Source organism: Sphaerisporangium siamense (assembly GCF_014205275.1).
GTDB classification, from domain to species: Bacteria; Actinomycetota; Actinomycetes; order Streptosporangiales; family Streptosporangiaceae; genus Sphaerisporangium; species Sphaerisporangium siamense.
On record NZ_JACHND010000001.1, the window covers coordinates 1,732,800 to 1,750,413 of the forward strand.

The 17,614-nt window shown below is 70.8% G+C and carries 32 protein-coding genes; 2 read left to right on the forward strand and 30 right to left on the reverse strand.

Translation table 11 applies throughout. The features are described from left to right. Window positions 1–29 precede the first annotated feature (29 nt). The 29 genes from BJ982_RS08180 to BJ982_RS08320 all read right to left on the reverse strand — a co-directional run bounded on the left by BJ982_RS08180 (window position 30) and on the right by BJ982_RS08320 (window position 15,440). On the reverse strand, window positions 30–1,322 hold the full coding sequence (locus tag BJ982_RS08180; protein ID WP_184878009.1) for a PBSX family phage terminase large subunit: 1,293 nt from the start codon (window positions 1,320–1,322) through the stop codon (window positions 30–32). Continuing rightward, entirely contained in the window at window positions 1,312–1,773 is a 462-nt protein-coding gene (locus BJ982_RS08185) for a helix-turn-helix domain-containing protein (RefSeq protein ID WP_184878011.1), read from the reverse strand. The genes BJ982_RS08180 and BJ982_RS08185 overlap by 11 nt, the downstream gene beginning before the upstream one ends. 4 nt (window positions 1,774–1,777) lie before the next feature. Further along, complete coding sequence (locus BJ982_RS08190; RefSeq protein WP_184878014.1) at window positions 1,778–1,969, reverse strand: hypothetical protein; 192 nt, start codon at window positions 1,967–1,969, stop codon at window positions 1,778–1,780. Window positions 1,970–2,027: 58 nt separating this feature from the next. Further along, window positions 2,028–2,366, reverse strand: a complete 339-nt coding sequence (locus BJ982_RS08195) for a DUF6221 family protein (RefSeq protein ID WP_184878016.1) — start codon at window positions 2,364–2,366, stop codon at window positions 2,028–2,030. Further along, on the reverse strand, window positions 2,363–3,007 hold the full coding sequence (locus BJ982_RS08200) for a hypothetical protein (protein WP_184878018.1): 645 nt from the start codon (window positions 3,005–3,007) through the stop codon (window positions 2,363–2,365). Before BJ982_RS08200 ends, BJ982_RS08195 begins: the two co-directional genes overlap by 4 nt. Window positions 3,008–3,077: 70 nt before the next feature. Beyond that, on the reverse strand, window positions 3,078–3,452 hold the full coding sequence (locus BJ982_RS08205) for a hypothetical protein (RefSeq protein ID WP_184878020.1): 375 nt from the start codon (window positions 3,450–3,452) through the stop codon (window positions 3,078–3,080). Next, complete coding sequence (locus BJ982_RS08210; RefSeq protein WP_184878022.1) at window positions 3,449–5,857, reverse strand: bifunctional DNA primase/polymerase; 2,409 nt, start codon at window positions 5,855–5,857, stop codon at window positions 3,449–3,451. Before BJ982_RS08210 ends, BJ982_RS08205 begins: the two co-directional genes overlap by 4 nt. Continuing rightward, window positions 5,854–6,507: a PDDEXK family nuclease gene (locus BJ982_RS08215; RefSeq protein ID WP_184889965.1), complete on the reverse strand. Its 654-nt coding sequence runs from the start codon at window positions 6,505–6,507 to the stop codon at window positions 5,854–5,856. The genes BJ982_RS08210 and BJ982_RS08215 overlap by 4 nt, the downstream gene beginning before the upstream one ends. A 314-nt stretch (window positions 6,508–6,821) precedes the next feature. Further along, a complete protein-coding gene (locus BJ982_RS08220) occupies window positions 6,822–7,457 on the reverse strand; it encodes a hypothetical protein (protein ID WP_184878024.1) in 636 nt (211 codons plus the stop codon). A gap of 35 nt (window positions 7,458–7,492) precedes the next feature. Further along, window positions 7,493–8,278, reverse strand: coding sequence for a hypothetical protein (locus tag BJ982_RS08225; RefSeq protein ID WP_184878026.1), 786 nt, complete (start codon window positions 8,276–8,278; stop codon window positions 7,493–7,495). Further along, window positions 8,275–8,688 (reverse strand): hypothetical protein, encoded by a 414-nt coding sequence (locus BJ982_RS08230; RefSeq protein ID WP_184878028.1) that lies wholly within the window; start codon window positions 8,686–8,688, stop codon window positions 8,275–8,277. Before BJ982_RS08230 ends, BJ982_RS08225 begins: the two co-directional genes overlap by 4 nt. Next, window positions 8,685–8,888 (reverse strand): hypothetical protein, encoded by a 204-nt coding sequence (locus BJ982_RS08235; protein ID WP_184878030.1) that lies wholly within the window; start codon window positions 8,886–8,888, stop codon window positions 8,685–8,687. Before BJ982_RS08235 ends, BJ982_RS08230 begins: the two co-directional genes overlap by 4 nt. Further along, entirely contained in the window at window positions 8,885–9,079 is a 195-nt protein-coding gene (locus BJ982_RS08240; protein ID WP_184878032.1) for a hypothetical protein, read from the reverse strand. The genes BJ982_RS08235 and BJ982_RS08240 overlap by 4 nt, the downstream gene beginning before the upstream one ends. Window positions 9,080–9,167: 88 nt before the next feature. After that, a complete protein-coding gene (locus BJ982_RS08245) occupies window positions 9,168–9,416 on the reverse strand; it encodes a hypothetical protein (RefSeq protein WP_184878034.1) in 249 nt (82 codons plus the stop codon). A gap of 68 nt (window positions 9,417–9,484) precedes the next feature. After that, window positions 9,485–9,763 (reverse strand): hypothetical protein, encoded by a 279-nt coding sequence (locus BJ982_RS08250; RefSeq protein WP_184878036.1) that lies wholly within the window; start codon window positions 9,761–9,763, stop codon window positions 9,485–9,487. Window positions 9,764–9,962: 199 nt separating this feature from the next. Further along, the gene (locus tag BJ982_RS08255) at window positions 9,963–10,136 is read right to left on the reverse strand and encodes a hypothetical protein (protein ID WP_184878038.1); all 174 of its coding nucleotides are present in this window, start codon (window positions 10,134–10,136) and stop codon (window positions 9,963–9,965) included. Next, entirely contained in the window at window positions 10,129–10,440 is a 312-nt protein-coding gene (locus tag BJ982_RS08260) for a MerR family transcriptional regulator (protein WP_184878040.1), read from the reverse strand. Before BJ982_RS08260 ends, BJ982_RS08255 begins: the two co-directional genes overlap by 8 nt. Continuing rightward, window positions 10,433–10,642: a hypothetical protein gene (locus BJ982_RS08265; protein ID WP_184878042.1), complete on the reverse strand. Its 210-nt coding sequence runs from the start codon at window positions 10,640–10,642 to the stop codon at window positions 10,433–10,435. Before BJ982_RS08265 ends, BJ982_RS08260 begins: the two co-directional genes overlap by 8 nt. Further along, the gene (locus BJ982_RS08270; RefSeq protein WP_184878044.1) at window positions 10,639–11,466 is read right to left on the reverse strand and encodes a DUF2303 family protein; all 828 of its coding nucleotides are present in this window, start codon (window positions 11,464–11,466) and stop codon (window positions 10,639–10,641) included. Before BJ982_RS08270 ends, BJ982_RS08265 begins: the two co-directional genes overlap by 4 nt. Then, window positions 11,463–11,831: a YfdP family phage-associated protein gene (locus tag BJ982_RS08275; RefSeq protein WP_184878046.1), complete on the reverse strand. Its 369-nt coding sequence runs from the start codon at window positions 11,829–11,831 to the stop codon at window positions 11,463–11,465. The genes BJ982_RS08270 and BJ982_RS08275 overlap by 4 nt, the downstream gene beginning before the upstream one ends. Further along, window positions 11,828–12,193, reverse strand: coding sequence for a hypothetical protein (locus BJ982_RS08280; RefSeq protein WP_184878048.1), 366 nt, complete (start codon window positions 12,191–12,193; stop codon window positions 11,828–11,830). Before BJ982_RS08280 ends, BJ982_RS08275 begins: the two co-directional genes overlap by 4 nt. Further along, window positions 12,193–12,594, reverse strand: coding sequence for a RusA family crossover junction endodeoxyribonuclease (locus BJ982_RS08285; RefSeq protein ID WP_184878051.1), 402 nt, complete (start codon window positions 12,592–12,594; stop codon window positions 12,193–12,195). The genes BJ982_RS08280 and BJ982_RS08285 overlap by 1 nt, the downstream gene beginning before the upstream one ends. Further along, window positions 12,591–12,767, reverse strand: a complete 177-nt coding sequence (locus BJ982_RS08290; protein ID WP_184878053.1) for a hypothetical protein — start codon at window positions 12,765–12,767, stop codon at window positions 12,591–12,593. Before BJ982_RS08290 ends, BJ982_RS08285 begins: the two co-directional genes overlap by 4 nt. Then, window positions 12,764–13,153 carry a hypothetical protein gene (locus BJ982_RS08295; protein ID WP_184878054.1) on the reverse strand — a complete coding sequence of 130 codons (390 nt, stop codon included), beginning with the start codon at window positions 13,151–13,153 and terminating at the stop codon, window positions 12,764–12,766. Before BJ982_RS08295 ends, BJ982_RS08290 begins: the two co-directional genes overlap by 4 nt. Further along, window positions 13,150–13,761: a hypothetical protein gene (locus BJ982_RS08300; protein ID WP_184878055.1), complete on the reverse strand. Its 612-nt coding sequence runs from the start codon at window positions 13,759–13,761 to the stop codon at window positions 13,150–13,152. The genes BJ982_RS08295 and BJ982_RS08300 overlap by 4 nt, the downstream gene beginning before the upstream one ends. Next, window positions 13,758–14,165: a DUF6197 family protein gene (locus BJ982_RS08305; RefSeq protein WP_184878056.1), complete on the reverse strand. Its 408-nt coding sequence runs from the start codon at window positions 14,163–14,165 to the stop codon at window positions 13,758–13,760. Before BJ982_RS08305 ends, BJ982_RS08300 begins: the two co-directional genes overlap by 4 nt. After that, window positions 14,162–14,851: a hypothetical protein gene (locus BJ982_RS08310; RefSeq protein WP_184878057.1), complete on the reverse strand. Its 690-nt coding sequence runs from the start codon at window positions 14,849–14,851 to the stop codon at window positions 14,162–14,164. The genes BJ982_RS08305 and BJ982_RS08310 overlap by 4 nt, the downstream gene beginning before the upstream one ends. An 86-nt stretch (window positions 14,852–14,937) precedes the next feature. After that, window positions 14,938–15,237, reverse strand: coding sequence for a hypothetical protein (locus BJ982_RS08315; protein WP_184878058.1), 300 nt, complete (start codon window positions 15,235–15,237; stop codon window positions 14,938–14,940). Then, complete coding sequence (locus BJ982_RS08320; protein WP_184878059.1) at window positions 15,237–15,440, reverse strand: helix-turn-helix transcriptional regulator; 204 nt, start codon at window positions 15,438–15,440, stop codon at window positions 15,237–15,239. Before BJ982_RS08320 ends, BJ982_RS08315 begins: the two co-directional genes overlap by 1 nt. Window positions 15,441–15,598: 158 nt before the next feature. On the opposite strand from BJ982_RS08320, the gene BJ982_RS08325 reads away from it, so the two are divergent. Both BJ982_RS08325 and BJ982_RS08330 read left to right on the forward strand, forming a co-directional pair. After that, on the forward strand, window positions 15,599–16,126 hold the full coding sequence (locus BJ982_RS08325; protein WP_184878060.1) for a hypothetical protein: 528 nt from the start codon (window positions 15,599–15,601) through the stop codon (window positions 16,124–16,126). Between the two features lie 150 nt (window positions 16,127–16,276). After that, entirely contained in the window at window positions 16,277–16,522 is a 246-nt protein-coding gene (locus BJ982_RS08330) for a hypothetical protein (protein WP_184878061.1), read from the forward strand. Between the two features lie 99 nt (window positions 16,523–16,621). On the opposite strand, the gene BJ982_RS08335 is transcribed toward BJ982_RS08330, so the two are convergent. After that, entirely contained in the window at window positions 16,622–17,614 is a 993-nt protein-coding gene (locus BJ982_RS08335) for a tyrosine-type recombinase/integrase (protein ID WP_184878063.1), read from the reverse strand.

Consider the following 17,614-nt stretch of genomic DNA (forward strand, 5'->3'; position numbering starts at 1 on the left):
AGTGTGGTTCCCGCAAGTTACCGGCGGGTTCAGGCGGCCAGAGAGAGCGCCGGCCGCACCAGCGGACGCCACAGCCACGCCGAGGAGTGCAGCGCGTACCGCAGGGCGTCACACCCGTGATCATCGACCTTCAGGGGCTTGTCCTCACCCTTCTCGGCCGCCTTGTCGTCCCACGAATACCCGGGCAGCTCGGCGAGCAGGCCCTCGCATGAGTGGTGGATGCGGAGCTGGTCGGCGCCGAGGAGGGTGGAGACGGTGCGGATGCCGTCGATGACGCTGTTGTTGGCGGCCGAGACGCTGGGCACCTTGTCCGACCAGAGCTGCGTCATGAACGACGCCGCGCTCGGGTCGACGTAGATGCGCTCCGGGGTGATGCCGCGCGTCTTTCCCTGCTCGCGTGGGCGCTCGACCTGGGCGAGCCACACGCGCAGGCGCTCGCTGTACTCGCCGTCGGTGAGCTGCCGGCGGGCGGTGCGCGAGTCGTGGCGGTATTCGGCGACGACGTGCAGGCGGCGGTCTTCGCCGAGGCCGATGGCGAGCGCGGCGAAGGGGTTGACGGTGCCGTAGTCGATGCCGAGGGAGAACCATCGGTCGATGCCGGGCAGGTCGTCGACGACGTGGCGCTGGTCGTCGAACATCTCGTAGATGGCACCTTCGGCGAGGCACCACTGACCTTCGATGAAGCGGCGGTACCACAGGCCGACGTACTGGGCCTTGAGCCGGGCGATGTAGGAGGGCTCCAGCGAGGGGTTGTCGTCGAGGGTGAAGTGCCAGTGCCGCATGCCGATCTCGGCCGGGCGCGCAATGAAGTCCTTGCGCAGCCAGTGCCCGGGGCCGTCGGGGTTAGTGGTGGCCAACAACTTGGCCCCGGGAACGCGCAAGCGAGACAGCAGCATCATCCAGAACCCTTGCGGGATCAGGGTCGCCTCATCGACATAGGCCAGGCCGACGGTGGCGCCTCGGATGCGTCCCTCGGCCAGGACGTTGGTCGCGCCGATGAGGTGAACGGTGCGGCCGAGGATGACGGCGGTCGTCGAGCCGGTGGTGTGGTGCACCTGGCCGGCCAGCATGCCGAACAGGTGAGAGGACTGGAGCGGGTCGATGATGTTGCGCTCGATGGTCTGCAACGTCCTGCCGACGATGACGACGAGGCCGTGATCGGGCGCGGCGAGCAGTGCGATCAGGAAGGCCAGCAGCGAGGCGATGGTCTTGCCCGAGGAGACCGCGCCGGACCACAGGGCGATCTGCGGGGTCTGCTGGGCGCCGACGATGGAGCGGATCTGCTTGGGCGAGAGGACCCTGGTGACGGCGTCAAGGAGCATCGGCGGGCGGCGGGTCGTCGAGTTGCTGGGCGGCGGCCTGGAGGCCGGCGGCGAGGGCGCCGAGCATGCTGCGGGCCTGCTCGGTTCCGCCGTCGGAGTCGAGGCGTTCGAGGACGGCGTGCTTGTCGATGAAGATGCCGTAGGCGGTGGCGAAGTCGCGGGCGTCGCGCCCGGCCTCGGCGGCGAGCGCGCGGCGGCGCATGGCGTCGGCGTCGTCGAGGGCGGCTGTGGCGAGGGCGGCGCGGCGCGCCTTGTTGTCGGCCTGCCGTGCGCGCGTGGCCGTTTCGACGCTGGACCGGTCGAAGCTGCGTCCGTGCGCTGCGGCGATACGGCTTACGGTGCTGGCGCTGACTTCCTGTCTGCGTGCGATCTCGTTGCGGTTCTTGCCGGCGTCGATGTCGGCGAGGATGGCGGCGCGCTTGGCGGGGTCGAGGGGTTTGCCCTGGGGCACACGGTCACCTCCTGCGCTTCCTCGGCGACTGCCCGGACTTGATGCTGATCCTGGTCTTCGGGCATCTCTGGCACTTGTATCGCTGGACGTTGCCGACGGCCTCGACGAGGCGCCAGTCGTGGACGAGGAGGCACATGGGCACCCCCTGGAACGCCGAACGCCCCGCGGTGGCGGCCGGCGGGGCGTTCTGGATCAAGGTATGAAGTATCAGGGGTGATTATCCACAGGGCTTCGACCTGCGTCAACCTGAACGATCACGGACGCCATTCCGCGCGGTAATCCGGGTGGTCGTCGTACGGCACGGCTAGTACCTGGACGATGTAGCAGCGCGCGTCGCACTCCTTGTGAAGGGCGAGGATTCGGCGTTTGGCCTCGACTTCGCGGAGTACCCGGGCCGGGTCGAAACGGCTGGCGTGGGCGTACTCGGCGACCTGCGCGTCGGTCACGCGTGTACGGAACGGGCGGACATGCTGCCTTTTGGGATCGGCCGTGTACTGCTCGGTGAGGGCCTGCTTGTGGCGCTGCCAGTCCAGTGCCGTCTGCTCGTCCTCGTCGAGGCGGGCCTTCAAAAAGTCGACCAGTTCGGCGCTCATGAGGCGATCATCTCCCGGGCGTGGGCGGCCTGCTCGGCTTCCGGCATGACCCGTCGCGCGAGGCCCTCCCAGTCGCTCAGGGGCCAGCAGGGGTGTCCGCGCCACCAGGTACCGACCTCGCGGTGCGGCGGCTCGCAGATGCCCTCGCAGACGATGGCGATCATGTCCCCCGGGAGCGCGTAGACGCGCCAGGTGCGCGCGCCGCCGGCCGGGGCCTGCTCGGTGACACCGTGGCACCAGGGGCACTCGACATCGAGGAACTGCCCGTCGAGGACGAGAGCGAGGGTGCGCGCAGTCTGGTCGACCATCTTGCAGGCGATGGGGGCGGCCCAGTCGGCGATGTCGGTGAAGTGCAGGTTGCGCGCGGCGTAGTTCAGGTAGGGCCGGGCGTCGGCGTAGGCCGTGGAAGGTGCCTCGGGGGCCGCGATCAGTGTGCGGTGGTGGATCTCGTCGGCGATGACGACGGCGTCGGCGAGGATGCTCGCCATGGTGTCGAGGACTCCGACGTCGACCGGCGCCGGGTGCTCGCCGGGCATCACGCCGACTCGTTCGAGGCGTTCGATGCGCGCCTGCTGGTCGCGCTCCTCGGCCTGCTCGGGGGTCAGGTGCGGCTGCCGCCAGGGCCGCGCCGTTCCCGGCATCCGGGACTCTGCCAGATCGGGCCAGTAGTGCGCAACCCAGACCAGATCCGCGGCTACAGCCGTGGCGAGTTCAGAACGGGCAGCGGTCGTCATCAAATCCCCCTGGCGATTTATCGGGTACCTCGGTGGGTGGTGCAGCCGGAATGGGAGCCCCGCATTTGTGGGCCACTAATACGGGATATCTGCGTTTGGCTCGAATATTCCATTCGTAGCGGTATTCGAGTTCTTTTCTTCTGCTGTCGCCGACGAGGTCGTATGTCGCGCGGCCTTGGGCGATGGCGAGCACCTCGCCCATTTCGTCGACGGGCGCCAGATCGACGACGGCGTTCATGGCGGCGCGATCGGCATCCAGGCCGGCGAGCACCGAGGCTCCGCAGGGGCACTGCCGGGCGCCGGCGGTGCGGAGGTTGCCGCCGCCCTTGGCGAGGAGCCAGGCGGGGATCACGTCGCGCCCTCGGTGTCGAGGAGCTCCCCGGTGCGCGGGTCGACGCGTTCGCCGCCGACCAAGATCCAAGGCGTGGGGGCGATGAGGTCTGAGGGGTCGCGCTCGTCCTCCCCATCGACCGTGTCCGCCCCCCTAAAGGGAGGGGGCGGGACACGGTTCGATTGGGGGTCGGAACCGTGTCCCAACCGTGTCCCGAATCGGGCGGACACGGTTGTATCGGACTTCTGGGCAGGTTTCTCGGCACCGTGTCCACCGTGTCCCGATGGGACGGACACGGGCAATCCGGACATGCCCGCAAGGGCAGCCAAGGGGCTGTACAGCCGGACCACCGTGTGCAGGTACGCCTGGCCGGCCTTCCGGCGGACGACGTACTCGCCGCGGACGAGCTCCTCCAAGGCTTCCTTCACGTCGCTCTGGCGGCCCTCGACGTTGCGGTAGATCTCGTTCTGCGGGGCCTGCGGGTTGCCCTGCAAGTAGCCGCAGATCGCTTCCATGAGCGGCGCCCGACGGTCCTGTTCCCGCTCGGTTCGCGTTCCCATGTCCGGCGGCCGAATCGAAACGGTGACCTTTCCCGTATTCGCATCCGATTCCAGAATGGCCGTACCCGCGAATTTCGCCTCGGCGCTCACCGCGCGCACGTGCCCGGCACGGTCCTTGTCGACGTGCAGGCGCAGGCGGCCCGTCATTCCCCGCCCGAATGGCTCGGCCACTTCTACGGTTATCGCGCACCCGGTGAGCATCGCCCTTTTCGCCTGCGCGCCGATTCCGCCCTTTCCGCGGTTCTCCTTGTTCTTCGGCACGTGGTCGATGGCCACCACTGCGGCGCCCGTCGCCGCCAAGGGCTTCAGCAGCATCTGGGCGAACCTGGTCGCGTCGGTGTTGGACTCCAGGTTCAGCCCGAGGAGCGTCATGGCCGCGTTCCAGCCGTCCAGCACGATGAGCGCCGGCCGCACCGCGGCCAGGTGCTCGCGCAGGTCTTCGGATGCCGCGGCGTGCAGCACCTCGTCGGGCCCGATGTAGGACAGCCGGGAGACGATGACGTCGTCGGGGATGCCCAGGGCCCGGGCCCGGCCGACGATGCCCGAGGCGGTGTCCTCGAAGTCGAGGTACACCACCGTGCCGCCCTCGGCGAGCGTCTGCACGACGGCGAGCAGCGCCACCCAGGTCTTCCCGGACTCGGACTCGCCGAGGAGCGCGTTGACCTTCCTGGCGTAGAACAGGCGCGCGCCGTCGAGGCGTGCGAGGACGGCCGGGGGCGGCTCCTCCTCGACGCCGGTGACGATGGAGCCCAGGCCGCGCGGCCACCACGAGGTGCGCTCCCGCGCGGCCTCGGCGGCGCCGAGCGGGTCGTCGACCTGGCTTTTTGCCACCTCCGGCAAGAAGGTGTCACCGCCGAAAGGGGGCGGCTCCGCGGTACGGTCCTGCGGCGCGATGAGCCCCGCCAGGGCGTCGCCGGGCGCGAGCCGGGTGTCGACGTCGGCGCGCACCGCGGCGAGATCGGCGGCGTGCACCTGGGCGACCGCCCAGGCGAGGATGCCCATGAACTCCCCGCGCGCCTGCGCCCAGGTGAGCGTCCGCTCGGAGCCGTCGCGGCTGGTGGCCATGGCACGGGTGAACGCCTCCAGGAGTGCCGTGGCGGCCTCCAGCGCCGGGTACAGGCCTGCGGCGGCCTCGCGCATCGCCCCCGCGGTGGCGCGCAGCGCGATGCCGTGCCGGGACTCGCCGGTGGCCAGCGCGGTGGCGACCTGCGTCAGCACGCCATGCAGCAGCTCGGGGCGCTCGCGTGCGGTGTGCCGGTCGAGGAACGCGCGCACTTCGCCGTCGGTGGCCGCGTCCGCGGAGTCGCCGGCGTCGGGCAGCTCGGCCGCGACGGGCTGCGGGAGCAGGGGCAGCGAGCCGGTGCGCACCCAGTGGTACCGGCCGCCCTCGGACTTCTTCTCGTGCGTCGAGGGCGCGACGACGACGATGCCGTTCTTCCCGCGGACCTCGCCCCAGCCCTTGCCGAGGCCGCCGAGGCGGTTGCCGAGGACGCGGCCGGGCGGGGCGGCGTAGAAGTAGTGCCCCCTGCGCTCGTCGCCCTCGCGCGTCGACTGGAACGGGCCGGGGACGACGCCGAGCGCGGCCACCATGAGCGAGGGCAGCGCCTCGGGCCGGTCGACGTCGAAGACGATCGCGCCACTGCGGCCGACGTGCAGGGCGAGCGCGTCGTCGGTCCCCGCGAACCACGCGATGATCTGCTCGGGGTCGCGCGAGCTCTTGGACGGCCAGCCCTTACCGAGCACGGAGCCTGCGTGCTTGGTGGCCTGGTCGACGGGGAGCACGTACCAGCCGGCGCGCGCGTAGGCGAGCGCGGCGCCGAGGGTGTCGGAGTCGTCGTCGACCTCGGGGATGTGCAGCTCGGTCACGCGCCGGACTCGCCATGCTCGAAGCGCGCGGACCGTGCGGCCGTGTAGGCGGCGATGATGTCGAGGTCATCCCCGTTGTAGCACTTGTCACCGTTGCAGCACGGTGCGGATATGCCGGGGTATGCCTTGCGGTGGCAGCCGCAGCGAGTGCGAGCCGATCGGGCGTCGAAAGTGATGTCGTAGAGTCCGCACCGCAGGCAGCGCGTCCATGCGTAATGGTGGTCGCCGTAGGTGTGGATCTCGAAATCGGCGCCGTATGGATGCCCGGCGCTGTCGATGGTGCGGGGATCGGGGATGTTGCCGGCCACGAGGAAGGCACGATGATCGACAAGTAGGGAGAATCGCACGAAGCGCTTCCAGTCGCGCTCCGACGGCTCGGTCCCCTTGATCTCCAACCACGCCTCCTGCTGGGGAAGCCAGAAGTCGGGAAGATAAGACCCAAGGTGAACGCGCTCTTCGTCCCCCAGGCCGTAATAGCCAAGCCCGGAAAGCATCGAGATGCGCTCTTCGGAAAGGGGGGCGAGCTCAAACCCCTCAGGCTCGTACTCCCAGCGGATGCCGAGGTGGTCGAAGAAGACGGCCCACCGGGCCTCCAGCCGGGAACGGAAGCGGCATCCCGCGTAGCGGGTCTCTATGGCTGCGATCTTCAAAACGCCCTCCCGCTGATGTCGTGCTGGCACGTCTGCGCGCCCTCCCCGGGACTCGAACCCGGGCGTCTGCCGTAGGGCGAAGCCCCCGTGCCGCCACCTCCCAGAGGCGGCACGGGGGCCTGTGGTTCCCGCGCTGGTCGCTTCCCCACGACCGGCGGGAACGAGGACCCGCGCCATGCCTGCCACCGCGAGACGGCGGCACGGCGCGGGGGCGGGGGCGTCGGCCTCTACTGAGCACGCGCCCGGCTCTCCGGCCCGTCGGCCGGGGTCGACGCCGGGCGCCGTAACCTCGCGACGCCCCCACGATCAGGAGGTCAGAGCTTCAGCGCTGCCCGCTGCTCGGGGCTCAGACTGGCCAGCGCGGCCTGGAGTGCCCCCGCGTCGACGCCGGCCGGGGCCGCCGCCGGAGCGGGCGCGGGCGCCGCCTGCGGGGCGGGAGGCGCGGCCGGGGGCGCGTACTGCTGCGGAGCCTGAGGAGCGGCGGGCGCGGGCTGACCGCCGTTCAGGAAGTCGTTCGCCTGCGCGGCCGACGGCGGGGTGTACACGGCGCTGTAGAGCTTCGCCGGGTTCTTGCCCCTGGTCTTGGCCTCGTCGTCCGCGACGTAGGTGATCGAGAGCACGCCCCCGATCTCCAGCCCCTTCGAGCGAGCCTTGCGCACGGCCTCGCGCACCGCGTCCTGCATCTTGAACTTGATGTAGAAGCGGCGCAGGCCATCGTCGTCCTCGATCGCGGGGTCGCGCAGGTCGGTCTGCACCGTCACGACGAGCTGCTGCCGCGGGCGGCCGTCGTCCCAGAACAGCGGCTTGCCGGTGTCGATGTCGGTCTGCTGATCGACCTTCGGCTGCTCGGTGATGGGCCCCGACACGGTGGTGCCGATGGTCTCGAACTTGGCGGAGGGGATGCCGCCGCCCATCAGGAAGGCGTTCGGGTCAACGTACTGGGTGGTCATGGGTTCCTGTGCTCCTTGGTTCCTTGGTTGCGCTGTCAGGCGATGAGAGAGGTGAGGGACGAATCCGGCGCCGTGGCGTCGGGGTGACCCGGGCAACCCCGGGCCAGGTCGGTGGAGCCCGGGGCGAGCCACGGGCAGGAACGGCACCAGGCCGGCGCGGTGCGCAGCAGGGGGAGCGCGCGTACGCCCAGGGCGCCGACGAGCTTGGCGATGCCGTCGACCTTGGACACGGTCTCCAGCGCGAGCGCCTCGTCGAACGGCTCGGACCAGAAGTAGCGCTGCCGCCACTCCTGGTCGCGCGGCAGGAAGTAGACGGCCACGTTCTCGACGGGGAACCCGCGCTGGGCCCAGCCCCAGCCGTAGAGGTGGGCCTGCTTGCGGTACTGGTCGCCGGGGCCCTCGGCCTTGTACTTGCGCAGCGAGGGGCCGCCCACGATCTTCCAGTCGACGACGGTGCCGTCGACGTACATGTCGCACGAGCCGTCGATGTCGTCGCCGTTCACCTGACCGACGACGACTTTCTCCTCGACGTGGTAGCGGGGGATGCCGTCCTCGGCCCACGTCGGCAGGGCGTAGTTCGCGAAGGAAAAGACCAGCTTGAGCGAGTCGTGCACGGCGGTACCCACGAACGGCTTCCAGGCCACGCTGCGCGCTGCGTTGGTCTCGGGGTGGCCGAGCAGCTTGTAGCCGAGGCGCAGGTCGCACGGGATGCCCATCTCGCTCGGCCCGATGCGCGTCTGAAGACTGCGCGGGGCATTGGCGATGGCGGACTCGATGACTCCGTCCAGCTCGGCGACCAGGGCGTCGACGGGCGTGCTCATCGGGCGCCCTCGGGGCTGTTCTCGACGACGGCGAGGAGACCGAGCATGTCGAGCAACTCCTTGCAGTCGGCGACGTCCCGGGCTCGTCCGGCCACGCAGAGCGCTGCCGCGAGCTGCTCGCGACGTTCGGCCTCCTGGCCTTCGGCGTCGCGGTAGGGGATGTAGGTGAGGGCGGGCTCGCGGGCGGTGTCGCCGTGCACCAGGCCCCACGGCGCGGGCTCGGGTGCAACGGCGGCCGCCTGCGGCTTACGGACGCGCGGCGTGGTGCGGACGGCCTTCCGGCGCGCGTAGTCCTCGCGCACCGCCTTGAGGCACGGCTCGCAGGACTCGACTTTCCGGTATCGGTGCTGCTTGTAGCCCTTCAGGGTGCCGTGCGCGATGCCTTCGCTCTTGCCGATAACCGTGCTCATCGCGGGAGCCCGGCGGCCTCGTGCCACGCGTTGTAGGTCACGCTCGCCCTGTCGCCGTCGACCCGGGCGAGGGCGGTCGCGGCGGCGAGGGCGAGCGTCGCGTGCACCTGGGCGGCGGCGAGGTCGATCGCCGCAAACTCGGGGTCGCCGTACTGTGCCAGCAGCTTCTCGGCCTCGCGGTAGTGCTCGGGTCCCGTCATCGGGCCTTCTCCTTCCGGTACTCGTCCTCGGTGGCGGCGTCCAGCTCGGGCCCGCCGCGCACCGACACCCGGGCCTGCTCGGCCAGCTCGTCGAACAGAGCGGGGTCGCGGCCGGCGAGCCGGGACAGGATGCGGATGTGCTCGGCGCGGGACATTGAGCAGATGAGCTCCGTGCGCTCGACGGTGGTCACCGCGCCCCCCAGGAGGCCGCCGTGCGGGCGATCCTGGCGAGCCCGGCCGCCATGTACAGCAGGACGCGGGCGCGCAGCGGGAGGGCGATCACGGGGCGTCCTCGGCGGGCGGCGTCAGCGCGAGGACCACCCGGTAGGCCCGGCGCTCGCCGGGGTCGCAGATGATCCGGTCGCCCACGAGGTGGCCGTACATGCCGGTGACCTCGCCGCACTGCGAGCAGTGGTAGTGGGAGTCCGGCCGGTCGCAGCACGGGCTGTCCGCCTCGGTGAGCGGCTGCGGTCGGGGGCGGTCCTGCGGGCGGCCGAGGCCAAGCTCGGCCGGGTTGATCGAGTTCACAGGGTCCTGCTTTCGGGAGGAGAGGGGAAGGAGGGCGACCCGTCCCCACGCGGGCCGCCCCGGGGGGCTCAGGCGATCCAGAGCAGGTGCTTGTCCTGGCCGCCGAAGTGGACGGCCGCCTCGCGGTCCGCGCGGGTGAGGAGCTTCTGGTTGGACTCGGGCAGCAGGCTCACCTCGGGGAGGCGGTTCATCAGGCGCAGCGCCTCGTCCACCTCGGCGCGGGGCACGTCCTGGAGGAACATGCGCACCTCGGCCAGGCCGACCCAGACGCGGCGCTCGTAGTCGGCGGCGACGGTGTAGGCGGAGCGGATGCGGTCCTGGAGGGTGATGGTGGCGGTGGCGGTCATCTCTGCCTGCTTTCGGGAGGTGGTGTCTCGCGGTGTGTGTAACACGATACAAGTCGATACAACACGATGCAAGATGAGACGACGAAATTTCTCGCCGCCGCAGGAGGTGCCTGCTATTTCAGCAGGTCAAGTTGCGAAATACCAGATCTGGCACCTGCTGCCCGGCGCCGCGTCCGCGTGCAGAATCTGTGCAACTCGATCAGGTGGGCGGCCGGGCTCGCGCCGCCCGGCGCGCCAGCATGCGCTCCAGGCGCTGCCGGGCGGACGGCGCCACCCAGAAGTGCCAGCCGACCCCGGCCGTCCACCGCTGGAGGTGCTCGCGTTCGCCCACCCCGCAGTGCCGGCACCCGGACGGCGGCACCGGCTCACCCATCGACCGCTCCGATCCTCAGCGGCAGCCCCGGGCCGAGCTCCACCTCGCGCAGCTCGAACGCGACCGCCGAGCGCGCGACCGCGGCCGCCGGCGCCGCGCCCATCCCCGCGGCGACCAGCCGCGCCAGCAGGACGGCGATGGCCACCTCGGCCGCCGACCAGTCCTGCGGGACGCCGTGCCCGCCCGAGCCCGGGTGCAGGTATCCGGCCTCGATCCAGTACGCGAGCTTGTGCCGGGGCACCCCGATTCGCTTGGCGATCTCGGAGGTGCCCGTGTCCCGGTTGACGGGCGGCGGCCTACCCACGGTGCACCTCGGCGCGATGGCCCGGCTCGCCGAGCAGCGTCTCGACGAATCCGGCGACACCCACGCAGGTGTCCCACGTCGACACCGTCACCCGGTCGCCGTCGCGCCGGGCGACGGTCACAGTGGCCGAGCGGGGCAGGGCAGGGGAGAGCCCCCCGGCGGCGGGCGTGACGCCGGGAGGCTCGGTCGTGCGGGACATCATGCCGGAGTGCCCCGCATGATCTGGATGCCGAGCTCCTCGGCGAGGCGGTCGACGACGGTCTTGACGGCGTCCTTCTGCACGTCCTCGGCGTTGTCGAGCAGGTAGCCCATGTGCAGGGCGCCGCCCTGGATCCGGTAACGGAAGCGGGCCTTCACCGCGTACGGCTCGGAGTCGTCGAACGGCGCGAGCGCCAGCTCGAACTCGCTCGGCACCTCGATCTGCTGCTTGGCCCCCGCGCCCGCCTCGGTCTCCTCGGTGAAGATGAGCCGCTTGTCGCCGGAGGCGAGCACGGTGGCCGAGGCGTAGGTGACCTTGGTGTGGGCCTGGAAGTGCTGGGCCATCTCCAGCATGTCGGCGGCGGCCGGCCGCCGGATGTCGGCCCGGTTGTCCTCCAAGAACTCGGCGAATGTCACCTGCGGGAAGTAGTTGCGGTCGTTCGCCTTCCACGCCTGCCACGCGGTGGTGGGGGCGAGGTGGAGGATGAGCCGGTGCTCGCCCCAGCGGGCCATCGAGAACTCGCGGTCAACTTCCGCCTCGTGCGCGTCCAGGACGGCCGTGATACGGCCGGCCTCGATGTCGACGTACACCTCGGATCCCTCATCGGCGTGCTTCTTGAAGTACAGGGCGAACGACGCCGCGTCCTTGACGACGACTGTGCCCTTCTTGCGGCGCGGGCGCTCCAGGTTCCGGTCGAGCAGGTCGATCGTGCTGACGCGGTCGCCGTGCTTGAAGGCGTAGAAGCCGCCCGGCTTCAGCTCCCCGGCGAGCTGGGCGTCGGACAGGGCCTCGATGAGGGCGTCGTTCTCGGTGCGGGTAGTGGTCACAGGGAAAGGTCCTTCACGTTGTCGCGGTCGGTACCGGGGGCGATGCGCAGGCCCGGGATCGCGGCCTGCCGGGGGTCGTCGCGCTGGAGGTTACCGTTGCGGTCGGGGAAGAACACGGCCTCGTTGGTCACCACGGGCGCCGTCGTCTTGACGTCGGCGTTGACGAGCAGCGCGTCGGGGTTGCCCTTCATCGGGCCCACCTCGACGGTGAGGACGAGCTTGCCCTTCTTGCCGGTGTCAACGACCTTGGCGACCAGCGCCTGGAGGTCCACGGACGCCTGGTCGAGCACGGCGCCGTGGCGCAGCTCGCCGAGCACGGCGGCGAACGGCCGCACCTGGCCCGGCTCGGTGGTTTCAGTGGTCACGCTAGTTGCCTTTCTTCAGGAGAGGTGTCGAATACGCGGACGCGGCCGTCGGCGCCGAGCAGCCACCCCGGCTGCCGCTCGACCAGCCGCCGGATCACATGCGCCGGCAGACCGGTGATCCGCTCGGCCTCGACCACGGTCTTGCGTGCCTTCAAGCAGGCGAGCGCGAACTCCGCGGGGGAGCCGTACGCGGCCGGGTTGAGGTCGAGCCGAGGCGGCGCGGGCTTCTGCTTCTTCGTCCGCGGGAACTGGCTGAGGGTGCCCTTGATCCGGTGCCGGGCGTAGCAGGCGTGGACGAGGCCGCGGGCGCGGATCTCGCCCTTGAAGCCGCAGCACGCGCACGCGCCCAGGCGGCGGCCCATCACGGCCTCCCCGGAGCGGCAAGCTCGGTGACGACCAGCTCCAGGCGCCCGCACGCGACCACCGGACCGAGGCGCATGTCCGGGCCGATCAGGTGCTCGTCGTCGTCGTCCGGCAGCACTCCGGCGTCGACCAGGCCGTCGATCGCGGCCTTGAACGACGGGTAAAGGTTGCCGACGTCGCGCCTGCGCCGGTCCGGCGGGCAGTACCGGCCGATGATGTGCGCCCGCTCGATGGCCGGCACCTCGGCGGCCAGCGCGGCCTGCCGACCGGCGAGGCGCAGGGCCGCGGTCAGCCTGGCCTTCACGTGGTGGTGGAGCCGGTCGTTGGCGTTGAGCAGCCCCAGCCCAGCGGGCAGGACGACGGTCCACGTGCGCCCCTGCGAGGGCTCGGGGACGTTCACGACAGCGCCACCATCCTCGGGCCGACCAGCATGCGCGCCGCGGCGTAGGTCGCCAGGGCGGTGGTGATGCCGCAGGCGAGGGTGAGGGTCCAGTGCCGCCGGCGGGCGGCCGCCACCGCGATGAGGGAGGCGGCCGTCGCGGCGGTGACCGCGAGGAGGATGCCGGGGGTCACGGCGTGGTCCCGTTGATGACGCGGGCGACGGCGAGGGCGTGACGCCAATCGTCGAGGTGCGGGCCGTGCTCGGAGACGTTGACGTCATCCCACGACTCCAGCCATGCGGCGAGCGGCTCGGCGAGGCCCGGGTGGACGAGCGCCATCCACCGGGCGTCGCCCTCGGTCGTGCCGAGTTCCCGGTTGCCGTAGTTCTCCTCGTCGCGCTCGTAATCCTCCAGCACGCGGGCGATTTGCGCGTCGTAGGTGAACGAGCCGCGGCCGGTCTGCTCGATGCCGAGCCCGATCACATCGTCGTTGCCAACACTCCACGGGCCTGGCGTTGCCTGCTCGGCCCTCTCGCGGAGCCTTGCGGCGGCGGCGCGCAGCTCCTCGGCCGGGGTCACGATCCACCGTCCCTGGCGTACGGGTCGCGGCCGACCGGCTCGCCGTCGGCCCGGCCCGGCGTGACGCCCTGCTCGGCGGCGTGCTCACGGTGCGCCGCCTCGAACGCCTGGAAAGCGCCCTCCTGGCCAGGCGTCCACCCCGGGGGCAGGACCTGCGTCGCGGCCGGCGGAATCGGCGGCAGCTGCCCGGCCGGGCTCGGCACCTGCGGCGGCTCGCAGCCCTTGAGGTCGTGCACCACGCCCGGCACGCCGGGCAGGCCGCACGCGCACGGCTGCTGAGGAGCGGGCGGCAGCAGGCTCACCGCGCCACCGCCCACGGGCGACTCCTGCCGGGGCGGCACGTCCAGCCGGGCGCCGGTGGCGTACCGGTCCATGCTGTCGGCGAGCTGCGCGGGCAGCGACAGGTGCGCCTCGGCGTGCGCGAGCAGGTCGCGCCAGCCCTCGGTCTCCAGCACGCTCGCCTCGTGCTGGGCGCGCAGCTCGTCGACGACGCTCTCCGGGTGGCGGGACACGGCGTGGTCGACCAGCTCGGCCCACCCCGTGGACGCGGTCTCGGAGGTGCGCGCCATGATGCGCAGGTAGGAGGTGTGGACGTCGGTGAACATCACGCGGCCTCCTGCTCGTCGAGGGCGTCGGCGGTGTCGTTCAGGGCGTCGATGACCTGCTGATCGGTGGTGTGCTCGTCGTCGTTCCAGTGGCCGATGATGCTGATCACCGTCTCGGCGGACAGCAGCTCGGGGGAGAAGTTCAGGCCGAGGTGGCCGATGAGGGCGCGCCCCGCCTCGACGACCAGGGGGCCGGTCTCCTCCAGGAACGGCATGCAGGTGGTGATGTCCGCTCCGGCGGCGAAGCCGAGGGCGCCCGCCGTGCACATGCGGCAGCGGTCGACGGGCACGCCGTCGTCCTCGTTCTGGGCGTGGTCGTAGTAGGTCTCCCGGTTGCGCCCGTTGGCCTGGATGAGTTCGGCGGCGCGGCGCAGGACGGACTGCCGGGTGATCGTCGGGGTGCTCACGGCTGCGGCTCCTCGACGATCGTGACCGGGAAGTCCTCGGCGACGCAGACCCGCCCGGCTCCGCCTCCGTACTCCACGCTCTTCCAGCAGACCTTCACCTGGCTCGCCCCGAGGTCCTCGACGTCCTCGATGCGGACCGCGGCCCCGTCCGCCCACTCCGGCGAGGTGACGACCGTGCCGGGGGCCACGCCCGCGATCGGAACGGGCTCCGGCTCGTCGACGGGCCACCGCTCGTCCTCGGCGGTGCGGGCGGCGGCCCTGCGCAGCAGCTCGCCGATCTTGGGGGAGTCGCCGCCGGCCTCGCGCAGCCGCCGGCGGATCTCGGCGGCCTCCTCGTCGGCGGGCATCGGCTCCTCGGGGTCGCGGTACAGCGGCGCCATCGGGCCGTAGCCGAGCACCTCCTCGACGGCGTACGTGCGCCGTCCGTCGGCGAGCGCGACGCCGGAACGGTACTCGACGACGAACATCCGGCCGAGGGCCGTCTCCCACAGCTCGCCGGGCTTCGGCATGCCCTCAGCGGGGGCGATGCGCGTGATGGTGACCCCGGGCTGGTCGACGGGGATCGGCAGGCATCGGCGGTATGCCTGGTCGTTGTCGTGGGCGACGTGCAGCACGCCGTCGGCGACGTGGTAGACGGTCGCCTCCAGCGTGATGCGGAGGCGCTCGCCGGGCTTGTAATCTTGCATGTGGGACTGCTCCATTTCTTGACCGGTCAGTCGGTGTGGGGTGGTGCCTGCGGGCCTCGGGTCGTGGCGACGACCAGGGGCCCGATCTACGCCGAGCGGCGGATACGCCGGGCGCGGGGCGTGATGTCGTTCTTCTTCGCCTTGCGCGAGGCCGCGGCGTTCTTGGCGAGCTGCGACATGTACGCGCTGCGGCGGCTGGCGGCGGCGAGCGGGATCTCCTCCTCGCAGACGATGCCCTCCTCGCGGATCACGCGCTCCCAGTAGGCGAGTTGGCCGCGGTTGGCCTCGGTGGCGGGGCGTGTGCGCTCGGCGCGGACCGGGGTGCGGGACCAGGAGATGTTGACGGCGATGCGCGCGGCGGTGCTGCGCTGCTGCGGGGTGGACATCAGGAGGCCGCCTTGATGGCGCGGTCCCGCTCGTACTGCTCGTAGGCGGCGACGGGGATGCGGACACGGCCCGGCTTGGCGGGGTGGCTCTTGATGGCCTTCAGGCGGCCGTCGCGGATCGCGCGGGTGATCGTGAGGCGGGACAGCTTGAGCTTTGTGCAGACCTCGTTGATCGTGTAGTACTCGTCCTCGCTTGCTTCCATGAGGGAGCCTCACCTTGTACTCTGGTGGATCTGTCTAACGATCTAAGACGGTACATCTCGATTATCTACGATGCAAGACGATCCAGGAGATGTCCGATATTGGCCCGATAGGCAATGTAGGCGTGCCTAAGTTGCTGCAACGTGATACAACTTGATACATGAGCGAGGGTATTGAAGCCCCCGCGCGGCCGTTCTGGCAGCGCATGGAGCGCGAACGCAACCAGCGGGGCTGGTCGAAGCTTGAGCTGTACGAGAAGGTGCGCGAACAGCTTGGTGGATCCTTCTCGCGCATGACCCTGGACCGGCTCCGCACCCAGAAGCGCCAGCCGGCCGCCACCACCATCAACGCCATCGCCGAGCTGCTCGACATCCCCTTGCCTGAAGCCCACGTGCTCGCCGGCCTCATTGAGGCGAACGACGTCCCCACCGAGCCGCACGGGGTCTCCGTCGAGTCGTCCGGTTTCGCTGGTCCGGTGCCGGACGTCGTCTACGACCCCGAGATCGCCCGCCTGTACGAAGCGCTGCCGCCAGAGCGTCGTGAGCTTCTGGAACGCGTGCGCGAGAAGACCCGCACGCGCCTGGAACGTCAGTGGCTCCGCGCACATCAGGATCTAGAGGAGGCTCGCCAGGACTTCGCTGAGCTGGTGCGGGCCGAGGTTGAGCGGTCTCAAACCGACGAAAAATGACGAAATCGGTCCGCCGATTCGTTGATTCTTCAATAAAACACCGTTCCAAACGAGAGTATCCTCCCGTGTGCTTGTGCGGATTCAGCGCGTGATTCGCCGTTTGGGGGCGGCAAACTCATTTGCGCACAAACGAAAACGGGAGGTCAGAAAGTGCGCGCCATCATCGCGGGCGCGATCCTCGCCTGGATCATCACCATCGGATACATCCCCCTGACGATCATTCTCTGTCTGCACGAATGGGCATCCCTCCAGCGTGCAGCCCTCGCCATCGCAAGCGTGCTCACCGTCATCGCGTTCCACCGCGGCGGCGGTGAGTACAAGATGGGCTACAGCCGAGGCTGGCTTGACCGCGACAGCGGAATCAGACGGCACCGGTGGTTCCGCCGTCGTCGATGAACACAACTCTCCGGCATCCGCCACCGCGAGCCTGACCGCGCGGATGCGGGCCGGCCACGCTCGCATATCGCGGTGCGAGCGCGGCCACAGGCCCACCCCTCAGAGCCGATCCCCCGGCGACAGCCGCCGATGTGCCTCGCGGGCCCGCTCATCGCTCAGCTCCTCGCTGTAGCGGCCCACCATCCCCGGGGTCTTCCAGCCCAGGATCCGCTGCACGTCCCCCTCGCTTGCCCCCGCCTTCAGCAGGTTGTGCGTGGCCGTCCCCCGGAAGCGGTGCGGATGCACCACCCCATCGATGCCGGCCTCCTCTCCGCGCCGCCGCAGCATCCGGTACAGGCCCGCGTGGCCGAAGTGCTCGGTGCCCCGGCCCTGGACGCCCAGCCACAGCCACGGCGAGACGCGCGCCTTGGCGTGCGCCGAGCGCGCGCGGATGTAGCGGTCGAGCGCGGAGGCCGCCTTGGCGCCGATCGGCGCCCAGTGCTCATCGCCACCCTTCAGCGTGATCCGCAGCCGCCGCCCGCGCAGGTCGACGTCCTCCACCCGGAGGTTGGCCAGGCCGCTCTTGCGGGCTCCGTTGTCGTACAGGATCCAGATGATCGCGGTGTCACGGCGCGCCTCGAACCCGGTGCCGGCGCACGTCTTCAGCAGTGCCCGGACCTCCTCCTCGGAGAGGTACTTGCGGATCTTGCGGGACACCTTGGGGCGGTCGGACTTGTGCACCGGCGAGGGCTGGGTGCGCTCGGCCTGCTCCGGCGCGCACATCCAGTTCCACCACACGCCCAGGTTGCGGAAGCGAACGTCGGCGCTCGCCGGGCTGGTGCGCTCGATCTCGGCGCGCAGGAAGGCGCGCACATGCTCGGCCTGCACGCCCTCGGCGTCGGTCGGGTAGCTGTTGCCGGCCAGGAAGGCGATGAACGCCTTGGCGGTGTCGGTGTAGGAGCGGATGGTCCGCGGCGACTTGTTGGCGGCCTCCAGGGCGAGCGTCCAGGAGTCGAGCAGGGTCTCCAGGTCCGCGCCGCGCGGCACGGCGGGCGCGCGGCGCCCGGGTCGCCGGCGGGCGCGCGAGGGGTCGAACGAGATCACTTCGGCCAT